The sequence below is a fragment of the Oceanobacillus sp. M65 genome (assembly GCF_052246275.1).
Taxonomy (GTDB): Bacteria; Bacillota; Bacilli; order Bacillales; family Amphibacillaceae; genus Oceanobacillus_B; species Oceanobacillus_B jordanicus.
The window spans coordinates 76,365-95,953 of the sequence record NZ_JBQQCJ010000004.1 but is presented as its reverse complement, the minus strand read 5'-3'; the positions used below and the strand labels follow the sequence as shown (position 1 = coordinate 95,953).

Here is a 19,589-nt window from a genome sequence, read left to right as displayed (position 1 = left end):
CTTATTCTACTAACCTTCAACAGACAGGTCAACCTAATATTCGTTTTATTAAATCTTTCCATAATTGTGTTAAATCACGTCCTTGAACATGACTGTACTCTTTTTGGTACAGCATTTGCTCATAACGGGAGGTTAACTTTTTCATGTCGTCTGTATGATAGGCATTATCTACCTGTTGTGCATACTCTCTTAACGTCTGATCTGGTTGTTTTTGTACGCCGTGATGGTTTAATAGTTTAATTAGAAAATGATAAGCATCCTGGAATCCTTGTGGTCCATCTGTTCTATCTAATTTTGTCGCGACTAGCTTTGCTTGCCAACGAAATCTCTTTCGGTAGCCAAGGATTAACAGTACGCCAAGTACAACGGCCAGCACAGTGAAAAATATCCAATTGAATTGGAAGAAAGAATTATCGTTGTCATTCGCCGCACTTGCTGCTGTTTCGTCCTCTTCTTCTACATCCTGTTCTGGCTGTTCTTGTTCTTCTTGTTGTTCAGGAGTTTCAGGTGCAGTTTCTTGATCAAGTTCATCATTGTTATTCATTTCTGCCTGAAAGTCAGTAGGATTGGAAAAACCTTGTGTTGGTTCAAAAGGAACCCATCCGATTTCAGGGAAGTAAACCTCTACCCAAGAGTGGGCATTTGCATTTGTTACTTCGTATAGGTCTTGGTCACCGTTTCGACCAATGTTGAAATTCTTCACTTCACCACTAGTGAATCCTTTTGCCCATCTTGCTGGTATGTCCAGGGAACGCAATAAAACGACCATAGAAGTCGAGTAATTATCACAGTAACCAACCTTTGATTCAAATAGAAATTGATCTACATAATCCTCGTCTTCCTCAGGGACAGGAACGTCCGTTGTTTGATAGACATAACCATTTGTACCGAAATACTGTTCAACCGCTTTTACTTTCTCATACCTTGTATCAAAAGCATCCGTTATTTCTTCTGCTAACTCCCCTACCCTGTCAGGAAGGTCGGGGAGTTGCGTATATTTATCATCAAGGAAAGGGTCATTATTACCAGCTTCCCTTAAATCCGTTAACGAAAATGTTGGCTGTTCATAAGTAATCGTATAGTTGTCAAGGCTAACTACCTCATTATTAATTCTTGTTTGAATGGAATTACTCACCACATCATAAAAGAAATCAGCTTCTGAGAGTGTGCTTGCGCTGTAAATTCCATATGGATGAACTAACTTATTAATGGAGGTATCGCCCATGAACTCCACCTGGGCCTCCCGTGCTTCTGTTTCCACACTCGGCAGGAAGGTACGTGTTAGCTCCCAATTGAAATCATCGAGCTGATTATAATCGGGAGGTGTGGAAGTCTCCCAGCCTTTCCCTGTATAAACATCCTTGCTCTCAATATGCCAATAATGGTCATCCTCGGCAACCGCTTCGAAAACCGGTGTATAATCCTGCACAAATGATCCACCTAGTTGTGAGTCATCTTCTCCGTATCCAACCTTTTGGACCCCGCCTTCAAAATTCCCAGCATTTTCTGCTGTACTTTTAATAAAAGGCACCGGATCTGGCCATTGCGGGGAAAACTTTGGTGCAGCAAATCCAACTAATGTGGATAAAAGGACCATGGAAATCAAAGGAAGTATCCAAATAGGATTTTTCCTCATCTTTTGAAGCCGTAGTGACTCGCTGTTTAGTTCTTTCATAAGATTCGCCATCCCTAAAGCGATAAACGATAGGAAAAATATGCGAACAATAGCCATACCACCATTATAAATGGTAAACGTATCGAGTACGGTTAAATATATAAAGGTTAATAGCACAAATAAAAGGACGCGCTTCATTACAACAAACCAATAATGCAACAAGTAGCTCATCAGCCAAATTAACAGGAGAAAAAGACCGCTACGAAATAAGGGGGTAAGTGCATACCATTCACGTCCGAAAAGTGCTGTTAGGTTATGTGCGACATCCTGTAACACGAGGGTAAACCACTCTGGTGACAGGAAGCCTGGACCTGCAAACAACAAATTTAACGCAACTAGCATGCCAAGCCCTTTTAATAGAAAGGAAACCCACCATCTAATCTGGAATATAGAGATCAAGAAGCAAAATACAGCATAAAAAACAAATATGCTTAGCCCAGTTGTATCTGTAATATCACCAAGTGGATAGAGCCATTCTAAAAATAGAAAGAAACCACAAAGATACAGAAGTAAGATGTAGAAAGATGATTTTTGCTCTGTAGTATTTCTCATATATGGTTCACCTCTAGAGAATTCGTTGCTAGTGCAGACGCAGATAACACACAGAAAGAGATCCCTTCAAAACGATACCTTTCTATTGCATGCCGCTCTGTTTCTGAAATATTTCCAGTGGTTGGTACATATAAAACAACGACGCGCTTCATTCGTTGCTTCATTTTTTTAACCGTATCACCAAAATCCTCATCAATATGACTTGTAAGCAATATAACAATACTTCCGCTGCCCAGCTTAATTAGCTCTTCCTTTAATTTTAGAGGAAAAGGCTTACTTCCCCCTGGTTGAAGTCTGGTCAAGTGTTGACGAACTAACTCTTTCTTTGTTGGTTCATTGTGCACAGGAACGTGTACAGTTTCTTCTCCAATGGTAAGTAAGCCTACTTCTGTCCCTTGTTTATACAATTCATCCATAAGTGAAATCGCCAATTCCAACAGAGCTTCATAGCTGATATGGTTTTCGTCAGCGTAAAAACAGCTATCTAGTACGAGTAAAATCTCCGTACTTTTTTCCTGTTCAAACTCCTTGGTGATCATCGTATTTTTCTTAGCAGTCTGTTTCCAGTCAATCCAGGAAAATTTATCACCAGGCATGTATTCTCTAACCCCTGTTGCCACATTTGTATTTTTCAAATGTAAGGATTGGGAAGAGACAGACCCTTGACCATAACTACTAATTTGTTTTTCCATCTTCACAGGTCTTGCGTTTGGGTATGCTATTAACTGTTCTTCAACCGTAAAGATGACTTCTTTTTTTACCATTCCAAACACATCACCTGTTCGAATTCGGATATCGCGGAGCTGATGTTCCCCGCGCGGGATTTGTTTCATAGAATAGGTCAATTCAAATTCTCTTTTAAAATATGGAAACACAATCCTCTTAATCTCTCGTTTACTTAATAGCTTCTCAGGGTTCTTCATGAAATGGTACTTTTCTTTGCGGCTATCAATTCGATGAAGCGAGGCGGGAAAAACTTCCTCGCAAATGCAATAATACAGCGGAAAAGGAAAGCGACGTTTCACATGTATGGTGACGTCTACCCCATCCCCTGCTTGTATGACATGACGGGATAAGCTTCTCGACACCTTCCAGTTTCGCATCGGGTAAAGGAGCAGGCCGATATGGTAAATGCCAAATGGCAAAAAAGCATAAAACAAAAACCAGCTCACAAACCCGCCCTGAAACATTGCATATGCAAAAAGCGAAACCACTAGAAAAAGTATAAAAGCAAAATTTCCGATGAACTTAAGGTTTTCCTTCATTAAGTAAATTCCTTCCGAATCGGGATATGCACGTTTCTCACGATAGATTCCAATATTTGCTCACTTGTTGTGCCATCGTATTTAGCTTCTGATGTTAAAATAACGCGATGGGCAAGTACGTACGGGGCAAGATATTTCACATCATCAGGAATAACGTAACTTCTTCCGTGGATATAGGCATACGCCTTAGAAGCACGCATCAATGCAATCGAGCCACGTGGGCTTACACCTAGGTATATTGCTGCATTTGCCCTTGTACTTGAAACAAGGTTAAGAATATAGTGCTGTACATTTTTATCTATATAAACTTGTTTAACCTCTTCCTGAATATGAACTAACTCTTCACGAGACATGACTGCGCCTATAGAATCAATAGGATGGTCTCCGGCAGTTCGTTCCAGCATTTCTAGTTCTTCTGCGAAGGTCGGGTAACCCATTTTAAGCTTTAAAATAAAGCGGTCTAACTGGGCTTCAGGTAAAGGATAGGTTCCTTCATATTCGATAGGGTTCTGTGTTGCCATAACAAAGAAAGGCTGTTGCAGAGCAATGGTATTCCCATCAACAGTAACGTTTTTTTCTTCCATTGCTTCAAGGAGTGATGACTGTGTCTTTGGAGAGGTACGGTTTATTTCATCTGCTAAAATAATGTTGCCAAGTATTGGACCACCACGAAACTCAAATTCAAGTTCCTTTGGGTTATAAATAGAGATGCCTGTTACATCGGAAGGTAGTAGGTCTGGAGTAAACTGGATTCTACGAAAATCACAATCCAGGGATTTTGCCAAGGTACGCACTAACATCGTTTTGCCCACGCCCGGCACATCCTCTAGTAGAACATGGCCTTGTGCTAATAAGGCTACTAGACTTAACGTTGCTGCTTCCTCTTTCCCTATCATAACCCTTCTTATATTATCGAGTACATCTCCTATTCGTTGGTTATAAACATATGTTTCCTGCATCAATTATGAACCCCTCTCTGACTCATCCGTAATATGATAATGTACATAACGTAATAATCAATACGATATATACTATAACTATACTAAAAAAGACCTATGAAGAAAAGATATCTTCCGTGATAGTACATTCCTATTATATACCTTTTCATAGATTCACATACACGGGAATAGAAGTTTTCTGATGGTGTGTCATACCTACTACGGCCTCTTTTCTTCTACCTTTTTATCCTATGTATAAACACAAAAAGAGAGAGAAGCACGATGCTTCCCTCTCTTCTACTTATCTATTGACATTAAGAATTGTTGTTGTTATTGTTGCGTTGTTGATTATTGTTGTTGGCGCGAGAGTTTCCACCTTTTTGACCAATTTCTTCATAGAATTCTTGGTCATGATTTTTAGAGGTTGTCTCTCCGCCTTTTTGTCCAATATCCTGGTAGAATTCTTTATCATGATTTTTGGAAGTTGTTTCTCCGCCTTTTTCTCCGATATCTTGATAGAATTCTTTGTCATGATTTTTAGAAGTTGTTTCTCCGCCTTTTTGTCCAATATCTTGATAGAATTCTTTGTCATGATTTTGGGAAGTTGCTTTTCCGCCTTTTTCTCCGATATCTTGATAGAATTCTTTGTCATGATTTCTTGCTGTTTTGTTTCCACCTTTTTGTCCTGCTTGTTCTAGAGACATTTTTTCATTGTTGTTATTGTTCTTAGCCATTATGAACATCTCCTCTCAATTTTAGATAAAAAGTGTAATCATTTTAGCTTTTCTTCTCATGCGCTATTTTAAAGACTTGTCCAATTCTAGCTGTTAGCTATTGTTGTTATCATTCTGGCGTGCTCTTTCTTTTCCGCCCTTTGAACCAATTTCTTCATAGAATTCTTGGTCATGGTTACGAGATGTTGCTTTTCCACCTTTTTGACCAATTTCTTCATAAAATTCTTGATCGTGATTCTTAGCTGTAGTCTTTCCGCCTTTTTGTCCGATCTCTTCGTAAAATTCTTGATCGTGATTACTTGCTGTTTTATTTCCGCCTTTTTGTCCTGCTTGTTCGCGAGACAGTTTTCCATTATTGTTCTTAGCCATGATTAACATCTCCTCTCAAGTATTTTTGGCTTTTGTCTTCGCCTACAGTTGTTGTAATTCCACGTATGCTGTTAATTAAACATCTTTATTATATTTTTTTCTGTTGTGTAATTTTACCCCTGCCATATCAGGCTTTCTCAATTTTTTTCTTGATTTTTTCTAAAGCTTTCTCTGCTGCATTGTTCTTCTCTTCCTTCTCTTTATCTTCCAGTTGGAAATCCTGTCGATCACTCTGCGGGATGTTAAAATATCCTTCGTTATCCGATTTACTACGCAGGGTCATGGCCTCTACAACTCCTTCCTTAGATATTAACTGCACATTGCCCTAGTTATTTAAGACAGGATCGATATAATTCTTCCGTTTTACCCAGACAAAACCGTCTCCCTTTGTAATGACTGCCACGTCCACTGGTGGACCTACTGACTCAGTTGCTCTGGAAACTCGCCGTTTGAATGACGTTAAGTTAACCAAAGCCTCTGCCATGTCAGCTAGTTCCTCCTTAGGAAGGGAACGAACAATCCCTAATAAAGGGGTAATATAATTGGATTGTCTGTATTCATCCACAGCGTCTTCTATGGACTCATATACGTCATTACCCATCTTTTCCATTTTGCTAACTTGTTCTTTTGTTAGGGAAAGTTGCAAGTGATTTTCTAGTTGCTGATGATAGGTTGAGAGAACTTTATGCACAATTCCCATTATGGCATCCTCCATGTTTGGTTCAATTCCACCCATAAAGGAATCAACCATTTCTCTTTGTGCAAATGGAGTAATTGCAGCAGTCCCACTATCCTTACTATTTGAGTAACTAATTTTTTTCTCCAGTATTTTCTTATATTTTAATTGACCAAATACAAAGCCTTCTAATCGATAATTTAATAACTGTGGGAAAATCTCTTCTTCCCCAAATCCTGCGATAACCAGTCCAGTACTCCCTAAACTAAAGTAATCTTTTTGTATGACATCAAAAGCTAGCATGGATAGTTTTTCTTTAATGTGCTCTGGGAGGTTGTATGAGATGAATTCCTCGTTAATCTCTTGAATCACCTCATGAAATTCTTGCTTAAATAAAGCAAGTTCCATTTCTATAAAGACTTCTTCTTTTTCTTCAAATTCTTTGCGTACTTTGTCAATTTGATTGTTCAATAACCTTGTGGCATCCTTATCCGTAACCTTTTTGTCTTGCTGCCTTTCTTCTTCCAGCTCTTCTTCTACTTTTTTTATTAACCGCTTAAGCGTATCAGAGTAAGAACGATATATGATGACTTCTTCCATTTCTTTTACATTAAACCTTTCATCTTGCTTAATGAATGCGATAAAGTCTTCCATGTAGGAAGATAAGTAACGAAGCTTCTCATCTCCCACATAATCACGGTATGATTTGATAATGACATCCCATGGGACCTCCATAAAAGATGCTGCCCCATACACCATAATTCCAACAGAATGATCGCTTGAAATAGAGAACAGTTTATTAGCTGAATTATAAACCTTTTGCACACCATCTCTCCCACTCGTAATTGCACTGTCAGCCGCTAGAGACATCCCTAACTTATTCATAATTGCTACCTCTGCCGTCATGCAAGTTCCTCCTTTCACCTTCTCCTTTCCATTTATCCTCGTATGGAATAAATCAAACAAAATAGAAAAGCGAAGAGCGCCAATTTATGGAACGCCGACTAAACACAACCCGTCCTGGGTCAACGTCGGCATGACCGGATCCTCCGGGCCCAACACATAGAAAAAGCCGAACACAATATGGTGAATTTCCCCATAAGCGTTCGGCTTTTTTAAGTCATTCTATTTAATTAGTTAGGATATTCAAGTGGTCCACCTGGTCCTAGTGGGATACCAAATAACATCCAAATGATAAGCATGATTGTCCACCCGACGAGGAAGAAAATAGAGTACGGAATCATGGTAGAAATTAATGTACCGATACCCATTTTTTTATCATACTTCTGGGCGAATGCAATGATAATTGCGAAGTAAGTCATTAAAGGTGAAATAATATTTGTTGTGGAATCAGCTACACGATAAGCCATTTGAGTCAGTTCAGGAGAATAACCCAATTGCATCATGATCGGTACGAATACCGGTGCCATCATGGCCCATTTTGCTGAAGCACTCCCTATAAATAGGTTGATAAAGGCGGTAATTAAAATGAATATTAAGATGAGTGGAATTCCTGTCAGATTAACGCTGTCTAGAAATTCTGCCCCGTATACACCAAGCACAAGCCCCATATTGGATTCATTAAAATATGCGACAAATTGACCTGCTGTAAAGGCCAGTACAATAAACATCCCCATTGATGCCATTGTGTCAGACATTTGCCCTGCCACATCTTTATCATTACGAATCACTTTTGTTACTATTCCATATACAAGTCCTGGGATTAAGAAAAGGATCGCTATAATTGGAACAAGCGAGCTCATAAACGGTGACTGAACGATCTGATCCATCGTTGAACCTTCTGTCCCCCGCATTGGAGCATTTTCTGGAAGGATAAGCAATGCGGTCAGACCCAAGCCAATCACTAGGGATACCCCTGCCCAGATTAAGCCTTTTTTCTCAACCGGTTTTAATCCATCAAGGTTTTCATCTGTTTCTTCGTTACCTTCTTGCTTGTAGCTTCCAAGACGTGGTTCCACAATCTTCTCTGTTACCCATGTACCAATCAATGTAAGCACAAAAACAGAAACAGCAATAAAGGCATAGTTCATCGCGATATTCATCGTTTCAGCATAAGCAGGATCAACCATCGATGCCGCTGCAATCGTTAGCTCACCTAGCATAACATCAGTACCAGAAAGCAATAGATTTGCACTGAAACCTGCTGAAACACCAGCAAACGCAGCGGCAAGTCCAGCTAATGGATGTCTCCCTAGCGCAGCAAAGATTAAGGCACCTAGTGGCGGCAATACTACATATCCTGCATCAGAAGCCACACTGGACATAATCCCTGCGAACACAAGTCCTAGCGTAATAAAACGGTTCGGTACAGATAGTACAAAACCACGTAGCATTGCACTGATTAAGCCTGTACGTTCTGCCACTCCAATTCCGAGCATTGTAACGAGCACAACACCTAGTGGCGCAAAGCCGATGAAGTTATCTGTCATACTTGAGAAAATGTACTGAATACCTTCCGCATTAAGCAGGTTAGTTATTTCAACCATTTCACCTTTTTCTCCGGGATGTTCTACACTAATTCCCAACTGAGAAAGCGCCGCAGATAGCACTAATACTAGCAGTGCTAATATTGCGAATAATGTGACGGGATGTGGGAGTTTATTACCAAGAAACTCTATCCCGTCTAGTGACTTTTGGAATAAGCCTTTTTTTGTCTTCCCCATATATTCCTCTCCCTTTTTCCATATGAGTAATATTCTGAAAATAACACCGAGTCTTCGGTGCGCAGGTAACATTATAAAGGCTAAGTCACTAATTTGAAACCGTTAATAAAATAAAAGTAATACTAGCATTATTCACAAGATTAACACTTGAAAAAATACTATTAAATACTAGTTAAAGTATGGGTTATGCTCCATCCCTTGCCACAGTGAGGAAGCGTTTTCTAGTAAGCTTGCAAGTTGTAATAAACGGTGTTCTTCCCCTTTACCAGCCATAACTTGTACACCAAGTGGCAGTTCATTCTCTGTAAAATGAACAGGGACAGACATTGCTGGTTGACCTGTAAGATTAGCCAGCTGTGTATAAGGACTATACGTTAAGCTTGGTAGAAACATCTCATAAATGAGCTCCAACCGTTTTGCCCGCTCAGCTTGCTTCATTTTATCTCGCATTACTTCTGCATCATTTTCCGTTGCAGTTAACTCTCCTACACGAGGTGCAGCAAACGCTGTTGTTGGGGTTATATAGAAATCAAATGTTTCGTGAAAAATTGCAGCCTCTGCTGCAGCAACATCCCATGAAGCTATACTTGTGGCATACTCTGCTGCAGTCACATGCTTTCCTGCTTGATAAAGCATCCATGCCTCTAATTCCATGTCTAACTCTGTCAGCTCCCTCTGCTGTATTTTCTTCAGTTGGTCCATAACAGAAGCCATTTCACCAGCATTCATCACATAATAATTTTGCATCAGTTGAACACCATCAATATCTGGAGTCTGTTCTTCTACAATATGCCCTTCCGCCTCAAGCCACCTTACTGTTTGTAATACAGCCTGCTCTGCTTCTGTTGAAACGGGAGTGCCTACAGGTGACACTGTAGAAAAGGCGATTCGTAGCTTTTTGTCCAAAGGCTTTTCCAGTACGTCTTTGTATTTTTTAGGATACAACGGTGTTTGAAAGGCAGCTTCTGGTTGCACTGTTTGTAAAACATCAAGCATTACTGCGCTGTCTCTTACACTTCGAGTGAGAACAAAATCAATCGCCGCGCCCTGCCATTGTCTCCCTACTCCTGGTCCTACTGGCGTACGGCCTCTTGTTGGCTTGAGACCAAATAAACCTGTAAACGAAGCAGGAATCCTGATGGAGCCACCTCCGTCACTTGCACCGGCAATTGGCACAATTCCTGAAGCTACAGCCGCTGCCGCTCCGCCACTTGAGCCTCCAGGTGAATGCTCGAGATTCCAAGGATTCTTAACAGGTCCATGCACGGAAGACTCTGTAATGTTTTTCAACGCGAACTCCGGTATATTTGTATGACCAACAAATTGGAAGCCCGCATTACGAAATTCGCTTACAAAGTTAGCGTCTTCTTTCGCTACACTGTCTTTTAGAAGCCTGGAAGCAGAGGTAGATCTCTCCCCAGCTAACCGTTGCGTTTCTTTAAGTAAAACAGGGACCCCTGCGAAAGGTTGTGCCGCCGAATAGAAACGATCCGTCTCTGAAAAAGCCTTTTCCTTTCTGGAAGAAATAACGGCGTTTAAATCAGGGTTTACCTTTTCTAATTGATTAAAACTATGTTCTAATAGTTCACTTGGTTTTATTTCTTTCCGCTGAATTCTTTCAGCCATTTCCACGCCATCCATTTTCTTAAATTCGTCAATATTCAATCTCTATCTCTCCTCCAAAAACAAACTTCTTACTTCATTGTATCATTACCCCATCGAAGTCTACTATCTACCTTTTTTATCATTTGTTTTTTTCCATTCAGGATCACCAATGTCATGTAGTTTTTTGTTTATAAGATAAATGAAGAAGGGGATAACAAAAGCCAATAAAGCGTTAAAAAACACTACCCACCCAGGGATCCAGTCCAACAATGTTTTCACCTATGCTTCACTCCTCCTTCATTTTTATTCGATCCGCCGAGCCTACTCTGTCTATTTTAACTTCGGAGTTGATCTTAATATCAGCGCTTGAAAAGTAGTTCTCCCCGTTTTCCCAGTCTTCTTTTACTTCCTGCCAGAAATCATAGTGGAATTGATATAGGTTTTTACTAACTCCTAGGACGTCTGTGTTAAGCTCCTGCTGCACTTTTTTAATCGTTTTTGCAGTCAATTCTTTTACTTTTTTTTCTGTTGATGCTTCAGCCTTCTCTAAAAACTTTTCATCCAATACACTTTCCACACCAAAATATTCCGCAATATTTCCGTCAATTAAAATGGAAATTTCCACTTCTACATTATTCCGTTGCGTATTGGTAATTTTCATTTTTTGTTTTATTTTTGTAATTTCAACTGCTAATGGGCTTTCATCAACCTGTACCTCCAAGACGCCACCTTCAGTGTGGCCATTTATAAATCCTAAACCACTTGTTTCGTCCTCATTAAGTGAACCGACCATTTGGTTACTTCCCCCATCCATAACCACTACGTTTCCATATTCAGCCATAGAGCCCACCTTTCTTACGACTGGAAGTACATAACTCTGCTGGTTTAAGATTAGTTCCTGAATTTCCCCAATATGTATAGGTTTGATGGTGTTCGTATTCCTATCTACGTTTTCCATCAAATCGTCAAGATACATGGCTGGAACATCGGTGTTTTCAGGTGTCGAGTTCAATATTTCCTTTGCATCTTCGTGGGCTACCAATAGTCGAATGGATCTCCGCAACGCATGATCACGAATAAAGAAATCCATCATATTGGAGAACAAATGAGGTTGTTTAAGGATTTCTTCGGATACAACAAGGACTTTTAAATGTTGATAGAATGGTACTTGGCTATTTATTCTGGAAAATTTCCGGTTCGTTCTAAATACGCTTGTACCTTTTTCCGAAACATTCATAAACGCCTGTTGCCCCCCGCCTCCTTGCATTAATGTCCCTATACCCGACGGGATAACAACCTGATTTGTCATCATCACTTCATATTCATTTTCCTTTTCCTGATTAACCAGGTCGATGGCCGTCCCAACAATAAACCCACGTTCTTCAATGTCTACTCTATCCCAGCAACCAGTAAGAAAAATAGTAGAAGAAATGAGGCAAACAAGCACTTTTTTATTTAGCTGCATGCTCTTTTTTCCTCCCTCGTCTGAATTTGGAGATTGTGAACAGTATTAACGTAATGACTGAAGAAGAGATAATTCCAAAATAACCGATGAATGTACCTAATTTCGCAACTTCTATAGATCCTTCTGGCACCATTCCGATAATGTAAATGAGGGGGGCCATGCAAAAGAGTAATGTTTGTTTTTTTAGCTTGATGAAAGGCTGTAAGGCATAAATACTAACATCAACCGACATAGCGGTTGTATTAAAAATAGACATTATCCAAATAACAAAAAAGAAGGAATCGAACCGTTCAAAAAATCCTCCTGGTATTTCTATTTCTTTTGCCAGTTCAATTAATGGATATACCAAATTTCCCGTAACTGCGTTTCCAAACACACCTAAATTAATGAAAAAAATAAGCAGGTACAACCCAATAACCATAAGCATTCCATATACTGATGCCTTCGGTACCTTTTTTGTGTCTTTCACAAGGGTTATATAAAAGAAAAGGATGTTAAAACCAACAAATGCCAAACCACTTATCTCCGTTGCCTTTATTTGATCCCTTACGCCTGTTTCAAAAATTGGAAATAAGTTATCCATTTCAAACCAGCCAAAAGAAAACAGTGACAATATGAACGTAATAAGCACGATAATCGGGAAAAATAACATATTTAAACGGAACAAACCTGCCCTGGAACCAGACACGGCATACACGATGACAAGAAGAAAGGTGAGTGAAATAACTTCCAAAGGAGTACGATCAAATAAGTACGCTTTTGCAATCTCTGCAATGACCCTGATTACATAGGCACTCAAAAGTAAACTTTGCATAACGAGAATAAGGCTAAACAAAACGGAAACAGGCTTTGTAACAAGCTTAGAAGAATACGATAAAAATGTCTCTCCTGGATAACTGGCTGCTAGCTTAGAGGTCATCCATGCAATAAGTGTAATCATGATACCGGCTATCAAGAGAGCGATCCACCCATCAGCACCAACTGTGAGAAGAGCTATTTCACGTGGTAACGTGAGAATACCGACCCCAACCGTTACAGCGGGCAATGCAATCATAATCTCTCTCGAACTAATTGTTTCATCGCCATACTTAAAATCATTCACCCAAGTTTACCTCCTTAAATTCCCTGACGTTGTATCCTTTGGTTTAAGATTTCTAGGTCGTTCATTCATCATCGGAAGAGGTCCACGCAATACCAGGTCCTTCCAATCCTTGATAAAGCTTGGGGCGAATGGCGTCGAATAGGGGACACCCATGCTTTTTAAGTTTACGATGTGTATATTTATCATGATGTAAACAAGCACGATTCCATACAACCCTAGAACAGCTGCTGCAAACATAAATCCAAAACGGAGGAGGCGAAATGAGATTGCCACACTATATATAGGTATCGTAAACGATGCCACAGCTGTAAGAGCAACGACGATGACCATAATCGGACTTACAATCCCAGCACTAACTGCCGCTTCCCCGATAACAAGTCCACCAACGATGCCAATTGTTTGCCCAATCGTCCTTGGGAGCCTTGCCCCTGCTTCACGCAAAAGTTCCATTGTTACCCCCATAATAATGGCCTCCACAAACGCCGGAAATGGTACTCCTTCTCGTGTTGCAGCAATCGAAAATGCTAGTTGCGAGGGAATCATCCCCTGATGATAGGAAACAAGAGCAATATAGAGTGCAGGAAGAAACATCGTAATAAATGCTCCTATATAGCGAATAACTCTTAAGAATGTACCAATTAACCAGCGGTCATAATAATCCTCTGGTGACTTAAATGCATTGGCAATCGTAATCGGGGCAATTAAAGCAAATGGACTACCATCTAAAAGAATACCTACCTTTCCTTGTAGTACAGCGGACGCCACTTTATCAGGACGCTCTGTATTATCCATTTGAGGAAAGGGAGACAAATAACTATCCTCTATCCACTGCTCTATATATCCTGATTCCATTGCACTGTCCATATCAATAGAAGAGAGACGCCGGTCTACTTCTTTGACCATATCAGGGTTTACAATACCATCCACATAGCAGACAACAAGCTTTTTCTTCGACCTTCTTCCCACTTCACTTGTATCAAAACGAAGGTTCGGATCACGGATATGCCTGCGTATCAGCATCATATTTGTCTGTAGATTTTCTACGAAGCCTTCCCTTGGCCCCCTAATAAGAGATTCTGAGATGGGCTCATCAATTGATCGGGTTTCCCACTTTTCTGTTCCCATCAGAAGGGCCTCTGCTGTTCCGTCTACATAGACGACCGATTTGCCTGACAATAAGTCAATTGTTAATTTATCTAAGGAATTCGTTTGCTCGACACTGCCAATACTAATCAAGTCAAGCTTTAGCTGTTTGATCAGTTCATCTGGCGTGTCACTACCCGCTTCCTTCTCTCTATTTCGCAGCAAATTTTTAATTAAGTCATTATGTATGGCTTCCTTGTTACTTAACCCACTGATAAAAACTACTGCAGCCTTCACATTAAACCCCAGTTTTAACCTGCGTATCACCAGGTCCTCGGGACTCCCAATCATGATCTGTAGGTCTTGCAAATTCTTTTCAAGTTCTAATCCGATTTCTGCTGAAAAGTCTTCTCCTTCAGCAGACTCTTGTTTTAGCTTGCGTCTTCTAAAAAAATTCCGCCCCATAACACCACCCCCTTATCCAGCATGACCATTCCTTTTTTTTCCCGTAAAGGTAGGTTTTTATACAGAACATATTTCTCTTATTTCAAGACACGTATAAAACGATTGTTGAATGCCAAACTATACTCACCGGAATAAAGGAGGGTTATTGCAATGGATAAACATACAAAGGCTACCGCTTCAGAAATTGCAAATTTGTGGGGAACGTATATGAATGCCTCTTCCACAAAGGCAATGCTTTCTTACTTTAAAGAGAAGGCAAAGGATGCGGAGATTCGCGATTTATTGGAAAAAGTTTATGGGGTCTCAACATTTGAATTAGAAAATGCTGCCCAATTACTAACAAAGAATGCTTGTCCTATACCTAAAGGCTTCTCAGAAGAGGACGTTGATGTGGAAGCACCTCGTTTATACTCAGACACCTATATGCTTCACTACACGATCCAGCTGTTCATCCTCGCGATGACAAATACTGCTAATGGTGTTTCGCAGAGTTCCAATGCTGACATTTACCAGTTCTATACAGAATCATTAGGTAATGCTAATTCCATGCATATGCAAGCTGTTACAATTGCTCAGAAAAAAGGAGTATATGTTTCTCCTCCAACCATCCCTACACCTGAAAATGTAAACTTTGTTACAAAAGATAGCTTTTTAAATGGATGGTTTGGTGATAAGCGTCCTTTGCTTGCACTGGAAATTGCTCAGCTTTACGCAAATATGGAGAGGAATACATTAGGTGCAGCGACCATATTAGGTTTTGCTCAGGTTGCCAAATCAGATGAAGTGAAATCCTATTTATTAAAGGGGAATAACATAGCAAAAAAACATGTATCTACTTTTTCGAACCACTTAGCGAAAAGTAATATCCCAACACCGATGGGTTCGGATAGCTATGTGACCGAATCTGCTAGTATCAGCCCCTTTTCTGACAAGCTTCTGTTGTTTTATACAATAGGTATGATCTCACAGGGGATTGGTTTTTATGGATTAAGTATCGCAACGAATACAAGGCGTGATATCGCAGCACTTTACGCAAGGTTAAGTGGTGAAATTGCCCTTTATGCAGAAGAAGGTACAAAGTTAATGATTCATAACCACTGGTTGGAGGAGCCACCAAGAATGGTAGATAGAAACGATTTAATTCAGAATGGGAGAGAGTAACGTGGAAGAAAAACACACAAACAGTCGCCTTACAGCCTCAGAAGTGTCCCACTTATGGACTGCCTTTCAAAGCAATACACTTGCAATATGTGGGTTAACACATTTCCTAACACATATTGATGACCAAGACATTAAGGGAATACTGGAAGAATCAAAGTCACTCGCCGAACAAAAAAATAATGAGGTTATTGCTCTTTTTAAAGCAGAAGATTACCCTATTCCACAGGGTTTTACAAACGAAGACGTTAAACCAGATGCACCTCGGTTATTCTCCGATGCATTATATCTTGAATATGTTCTAAATATGTCCATCATGACCTTAAGCATGTACAGCATGGCCTTGTCTGTGTCGAACAGAGAAGATGTCATTCAATTTTTTTCTGGCTGCTTAGATTCAACAAAGGAAACTCATATAAAGGCGAAAGCGCTCTCTAAGATAAAAGGACTTAGTTCAAAAAATCCCACTCTTCCAACGCCTCGACAAGTGGAATTTGTTAAAAAGGATAGCTTCCTGTCGGGCTGGTTTGGCGAACGGAGGCCGTTGCTTGGCATCGAAATAAGTAACCTTCTTTTTCATTCTCAAAGAAATGCACTTGGTCATGCACTGATCACTGGATTTAGTCAGGTTTCCCCCTCCAAAGAACTAAGGCGCTTCTTTGAAAGAGGAAGGGACATTTCCGAAAAGCACCTATCTGTCTTTACTAAATTACTGCATGTAGATAATCTTCCCCAAGGGTCGCCATTATTGACGTCAGAGGTCACGACTTCTACCACCGCGCCATTCTCTGATAAGTTAATGATGTATGTGGTTTCAACACTCATTAATTCAAGTATTGGGGAATATGGTATATCTTTATCAACTAGTCCACGACATGATTTAGCCGTACAATATACCCGACTAATTGCCGAAATTTCTAAGTATGCAAATGACTCTGCTACTATTTTTATCGAAAAAGGTTGGATGGAACAGCCCCCTATTGCAGCTGACAGAAAAGAACTAGCGAAATAGGTGTGTCTATGGAGACAAATCTCAAGGAAAAAAGCAAAAAATTAGAGGCCGTTTTATGGAGTATTGCCTTACCGGGTTTCGGGCAGCTGTTAAATAAAAAGTACGTGAAAGGTCTTACCCTTGTTGGGTTGGAATTTCTCATTAATGTCATGGGGAACTTTAACCGAATTATAATCTTAAGCTTTCATTTTAAAATCGATGAGGCTATTGAACAGACAAATTATCTTTGGCTGATGTTTTATCCCTGTCTCTACTTCTTCGGTATATGGGACGCTTATAAAGATGCCGGTGGTGGTAAAAAAGCCTTTGCCTATTTACCGCTCGTGTTTTCCGCATACTTTGTAACACTTGGTCTTATATTTTCACCGGTGCTAAAAATTTCCGGCTATTTAATCGGCCCCATGTGGCTGCCAATGCTTTCTCTACCAGTTGGACTAGCTGTAGGGGGATTGATCAGATGGGTTTTATTGAAAGTTATTTACCATAATCGAACAGATTCTACCTAACAAACTCTTGAGGATAAATTAGCTCGGGAGTTTGTTTTTTATCGTAACTCTTTTGTCCCACCCTCATACTTTTCTCTCATAAAAAAAGAATATTATACAAGTTCACCTCATATTTTATACGAATCATTCTATTTTAAAAAAGCTATCATATTTTTCTTCTATTAATTGAAGAGTGGGGTGTTAACATGACACAGCAAGCCGTGCTGCAAGTGGATAATTTAAAGACATATTTTCATCTAGAAGAAGGAAAGACCGCTAAGGCAGTGGATGATATATCTTTCAAAATTTCCCCTGGGGAGACTGTCGCGTTAGTTGGTGAATCTGGAAGTGGCAAAAGCATAAGTGCTCTTTCTATTATGCAATTAATTAATAAACCAGGTCGTATTGAAGGTGGAAAAATCACGCTTAACGGAAAGGACATTACCAATTATAACGCCAAGCAGATGACAAAAATCCGTGGTAATGATATAGCGATGATCTTTCAAGAGCCAATGACGGCACTTAATCCCGTGTTTACGATTGGAAACCAAATCACGGAAATTGTTCGGAAGCATAAAAAAATGAGTCGACAAGAAGCTCACCAGCATGCAGTCCATTTATTAAAGCTAGTTGGTCTATCAAGAGCAGAAGAAATAATGAAGGAGTATCCTCACCAGCTCTCAGGTGGAATGCGCCAGCGGGTGATGATTGCGATGGCCATTTCTTGCGACCCTATGTTATTAATAGCCGATGAGCCAACCACTGCCCTCGACGTTACGATTCAGGCACAAATCCTTGATTTAATGAACGAAATGAAAGAAAGATTTCAAATGGCGCTTCTCTTAATCACCCACGATGTTGGCGTGGTTTCCCAATATGCTGATCGGGTGATGGTGATGTATGGTGGTCAGATTGTAGAGGAAGCTACTGTTGATGTATTACTAGAATCACCAAAACATCCATATACACAAGGTTTATTGGATAGCCTTCCCATGGTGGATAAAGACGTAAACCGACTTGGTACGATCAAAGGAACCGTTCCGCCAGCTTATGATTTTCCATCGGGCTGTCGCTTTTCTACACGTTGTCCACATGTAATGGAAAAATGCCATTTACAAAACCCAAGCTTGTATACAAGTGATTCGGAACACCATGTTCGTTGTCATCTTTATCCCTCGGAGGTGAAGGAATGACTGTAAAAAATGAAAGAAAAGTAGAAAAACCCGTCCTTAATATTCAGAATATTAAAAAATGCTTTCCGATTAAGGGTGGCGTTTTTAAACGAACGGTTGGCCAGTTGAAAGCAGTAGATGACATATCATTATCCATCAATCAAGGCGAAACCCTTGGTATTGTAGGGGAATCAGGATCTGGTAAATCAACCCTTGGCAGGGTTATTCTCAAGCTGCTCGATGCTACGGAAGGAACCATACTTTATAAAGATGCAAATATCACAAGCATGAAAAGAAATCAATTCCGTCCCTATCGACGCAATATGCAAATGGTCTTCCAGGATCCATTTGGCTCTCTAAATTCCAAGATGAGTGTAGCTGAATTGGTAGAAGAACCATTACTTGTTCAAACTTCTTTATCAAAGAAGGAAAGGCAAGCAAAGGCGATAGAATTTATAGAAAAAGTTGGGCTGCGTGCTGAAGATCGCTTAAAGTATCCCCATGAATTTTCCGGTGGTCAAAGACAACGAATTAGCATTGCGAGGGCACTTATTACAAATCCCGAATTTGTTGTTTGCGATGAACCAGTCTCCGCCTTGGATATATCCATTCAGGCACAAGTACTAAATCTTATGAAGGATTTACAGGAAGAGCTTGGGCTTACGTATTTGTTTATCGCCCATGACCTTAGTGTTGTGAAGCATATTAGTGACCGCGTTGCCGTGATGTACTTAGGAAAAATTGTCGAGATAGCACCAACCTCTAAACTATTTCAGGAACCTGCCCATCCTTATACACAGGCATTACTGTCTTCTATTCCAACCCTTACTAAGAAGAAAACAGATGAACACACCATAAGGTTAAAAGGAGACATACCGAGTCCAGCTAATCCCCCTTCCGGATGTGCTTTCCGGACGAGATGTCCATTTGCACATGAGCGGTGTGAAAAGGAAGTACCATCATTAACTGCTGTTGGCACAGAACACGAGGTATCCTGCCATTTACACCATGGATAACATGGTGGATTAGGTAATGTTCATCAAAGTTAGAAACAAAGTAATGCAAGATTATACATCGCACGTCTTTAGAGCAAGGAATTTGGTGAGAACCTCTTCTGATAATATCTCAAGCTATCCTCACGTGTAAAAA

General features: G+C 40.1%; 17 protein-coding genes and 1 pseudogene. 5 read left to right on the top strand and 13 right to left on the bottom strand.

Annotated elements, in window-relative coordinates:
* Positions 1-28: 28 nt before the first annotated feature.
* From ACTWPF_RS15570 to ACTWPF_RS15510, 13 genes and pseudogenes are all read right to left on the bottom strand, one after another.
* Positions 29-2,227 carry a transglutaminase TgpA family protein gene (locus ACTWPF_RS15570; RefSeq protein ID WP_443149713.1) on the bottom strand — a complete coding sequence of 733 codons (2,199 nt, stop codon included), beginning with the start codon at positions 2,225-2,227 and terminating at the stop codon, positions 29-31.
* A complete protein-coding gene (locus ACTWPF_RS15565) occupies positions 2,224-3,492 on the bottom strand; it encodes a DUF58 domain-containing protein (protein WP_443149712.1) in 1,269 nt (422 codons plus the stop codon). The genes ACTWPF_RS15570 and ACTWPF_RS15565 overlap by 4 nt, the downstream gene beginning before the upstream one ends.
* Complete coding sequence (locus ACTWPF_RS15560; protein WP_202606524.1) at positions 3,492-4,451, bottom strand: AAA family ATPase; 960 nt, start codon at positions 4,449-4,451, stop codon at positions 3,492-3,494. Before ACTWPF_RS15560 ends, ACTWPF_RS15565 begins: the two co-directional genes overlap by 1 nt.
* A gap of 293 nt (positions 4,452-4,744) precedes the next feature.
* The gene (locus ACTWPF_RS15555) at positions 4,745-5,164 is read right to left on the bottom strand and encodes a KGG domain-containing protein (protein ID WP_443149711.1); all 420 of its coding nucleotides are present in this window, start codon (positions 5,162-5,164) and stop codon (positions 4,745-4,747) included.
* A 108-nt stretch (positions 5,165-5,272) separates the two neighbouring features.
* A pseudogene (locus ACTWPF_RS15550) lies at positions 5,273-5,533 on the bottom strand (KGG domain-containing protein); the annotation flags it as partial.
* Positions 5,534-5,660: 127 nt separating this feature from the next.
* The gene (locus ACTWPF_RS15545) at positions 5,661-5,816 is read right to left on the bottom strand and encodes a hypothetical protein (RefSeq protein ID WP_443149710.1); all 156 of its coding nucleotides are present in this window, start codon (positions 5,814-5,816) and stop codon (positions 5,661-5,663) included.
* A gap of 42 nt (positions 5,817-5,858) precedes the next feature.
* Positions 5,859-7,115 (bottom strand): hypothetical protein, encoded by a 1,257-nt coding sequence (locus tag ACTWPF_RS15540; RefSeq protein WP_443149709.1) that lies wholly within the window; start codon positions 7,113-7,115, stop codon positions 5,859-5,861.
* Between the two features lie 227 nt (positions 7,116-7,342).
* Positions 7,343-8,893: an AbgT family transporter gene (locus tag ACTWPF_RS15535; RefSeq protein WP_443149708.1), complete on the bottom strand. Its 1,551-nt coding sequence runs from the start codon at positions 8,891-8,893 to the stop codon at positions 7,343-7,345.
* 168 nt (positions 8,894-9,061) lie between these two features.
* Complete coding sequence (locus ACTWPF_RS15530; protein ID WP_443149707.1) at positions 9,062-10,558, bottom strand: amidase family protein; 1,497 nt, start codon at positions 10,556-10,558, stop codon at positions 9,062-9,064.
* Between the two features lie 63 nt (positions 10,559-10,621).
* Positions 10,622-10,777 (bottom strand): hypothetical protein, encoded by a 156-nt coding sequence (locus ACTWPF_RS15525; RefSeq protein ID WP_238022110.1) that lies wholly within the window; start codon positions 10,775-10,777, stop codon positions 10,622-10,624.
* Between the two features lie 7 nt (positions 10,778-10,784).
* A complete protein-coding gene (locus ACTWPF_RS15520; RefSeq protein ID WP_443149706.1) occupies positions 10,785-11,963 on the bottom strand; it encodes a Ger(x)C family spore germination protein in 1,179 nt (392 codons plus the stop codon).
* Positions 11,950-13,065: a GerAB/ArcD/ProY family transporter gene (locus ACTWPF_RS15515; protein ID WP_443149705.1), complete on the bottom strand. Its 1,116-nt coding sequence runs from the start codon at positions 13,063-13,065 to the stop codon at positions 11,950-11,952. The genes ACTWPF_RS15520 and ACTWPF_RS15515 overlap by 14 nt, the downstream gene beginning before the upstream one ends.
* A 6-nt stretch (positions 13,066-13,071) precedes the next feature.
* Entirely contained in the window at positions 13,072-14,613 is a 1,542-nt protein-coding gene (locus tag ACTWPF_RS15510; protein WP_443149704.1) for a spore germination protein, read from the bottom strand.
* 150 nt (positions 14,614-14,763) lie between these two features.
* Here ACTWPF_RS15510 and ACTWPF_RS15505 point away from each other — a divergent pair, with 150 nt between their 5' ends.
* The 5 genes from ACTWPF_RS15505 to ACTWPF_RS15485 all read left to right on the top strand — a co-directional run bounded on the left by ACTWPF_RS15505 (position 14,764) and on the right by ACTWPF_RS15485 (position 19,456).
* Positions 14,764-15,774 (top strand): DUF3231 family protein, encoded by a 1,011-nt coding sequence (locus ACTWPF_RS15505; RefSeq protein ID WP_443149703.1) that lies wholly within the window; start codon positions 14,764-14,766, stop codon positions 15,772-15,774.
* A gap of 1 nt (position 15,775) precedes the next feature.
* Positions 15,776-16,783 (top strand): DUF3231 family protein, encoded by a 1,008-nt coding sequence (locus ACTWPF_RS15500; RefSeq protein WP_443149702.1) that lies wholly within the window; start codon positions 15,776-15,778, stop codon positions 16,781-16,783.
* Positions 16,784-16,791: 8 nt separating this feature from the next.
* Positions 16,792-17,289 (top strand): hypothetical protein, encoded by a 498-nt coding sequence (locus ACTWPF_RS15495; RefSeq protein ID WP_443149701.1) that lies wholly within the window; start codon positions 16,792-16,794, stop codon positions 17,287-17,289.
* Positions 17,290-17,474: 185 nt separating this feature from the next.
* Positions 17,475-18,461, top strand: coding sequence for an ABC transporter ATP-binding protein (locus tag ACTWPF_RS15490; protein ID WP_443149700.1), 987 nt, complete (start codon positions 17,475-17,477; stop codon positions 18,459-18,461).
* Complete coding sequence (locus ACTWPF_RS15485; RefSeq protein ID WP_443149699.1) at positions 18,458-19,456, top strand: ABC transporter ATP-binding protein; 999 nt, start codon at positions 18,458-18,460, stop codon at positions 19,454-19,456. The genes ACTWPF_RS15490 and ACTWPF_RS15485 overlap by 4 nt, the downstream gene beginning before the upstream one ends.
* The last annotated feature ends 133 nt before the right edge of the window (positions 19,457-19,589 follow it).

Excerpts from the sequence above, each read along its gene's own strand:
- ACTWPF_RS15560 (WP_202606524.1), bottom strand. The coding sequence starts at position 4,451 with ATGCAGGAAACATATGTTTATAACCAACGAATAGGAGATGTACTCGAT.
- ACTWPF_RS15485 (WP_443149699.1), top strand. The coding sequence starts at position 18,458 with ATGACTGTAAAAAATGAAAGAAAAGTAGAAAAACCCGTCCTTAATATT.
- ACTWPF_RS15490 (WP_443149700.1), top strand. The coding sequence starts at position 17,475 with ATGACACAGCAAGCCGTGCTGCAAGTGGATAATTTAAAGACATATTTT.
- ACTWPF_RS15535 (WP_443149708.1), bottom strand. The coding sequence starts at position 8,893 with ATGGGGAAGACAAAAAAAGGCTTATTCCAAAAGTCACTAGACGGGATA.
- ACTWPF_RS15510 (WP_443149704.1), bottom strand. The coding sequence starts at position 14,613 with ATGGGGCGGAATTTTTTTAGAAGACGCAAGCTAAAACAAGAGTCTGCT.
- ACTWPF_RS15570 (WP_443149713.1), bottom strand. The coding sequence starts at position 2,227 with ATGAGAAATACTACAGAGCAAAAATCATCTTTCTACATCTTACTTCTG.
- ACTWPF_RS15495 (WP_443149701.1), top strand. The coding sequence starts at position 16,792 with ATGGAGACAAATCTCAAGGAAAAAAGCAAAAAATTAGAGGCCGTTTTA.
- ACTWPF_RS15545 (WP_443149710.1), bottom strand. The coding sequence starts at position 5,816 with ATGACCCTGCGTAGTAAATCGGATAACGAAGGATATTTTAACATCCCG.
- ACTWPF_RS15555 (WP_443149711.1), bottom strand. The coding sequence starts at position 5,164 with ATGGCTAAGAACAATAACAACAATGAAAAAATGTCTCTAGAACAAGCA.
- ACTWPF_RS15540 (WP_443149709.1), bottom strand. The coding sequence starts at position 7,115 with ATGACGGCAGAGGTAGCAATTATGAATAAGTTAGGGATGTCTCTAGCG.
- ACTWPF_RS15565 (WP_443149712.1), bottom strand. The coding sequence starts at position 3,492 with ATGAAGGAAAACCTTAAGTTCATCGGAAATTTTGCTTTTATACTTTTT.
- ACTWPF_RS15520 (WP_443149706.1), bottom strand. The coding sequence starts at position 11,963 with ATGCAGCTAAATAAAAAAGTGCTTGTTTGCCTCATTTCTTCTACTATT.
- ACTWPF_RS15505 (WP_443149703.1), top strand. The coding sequence starts at position 14,764 with ATGGATAAACATACAAAGGCTACCGCTTCAGAAATTGCAAATTTGTGG.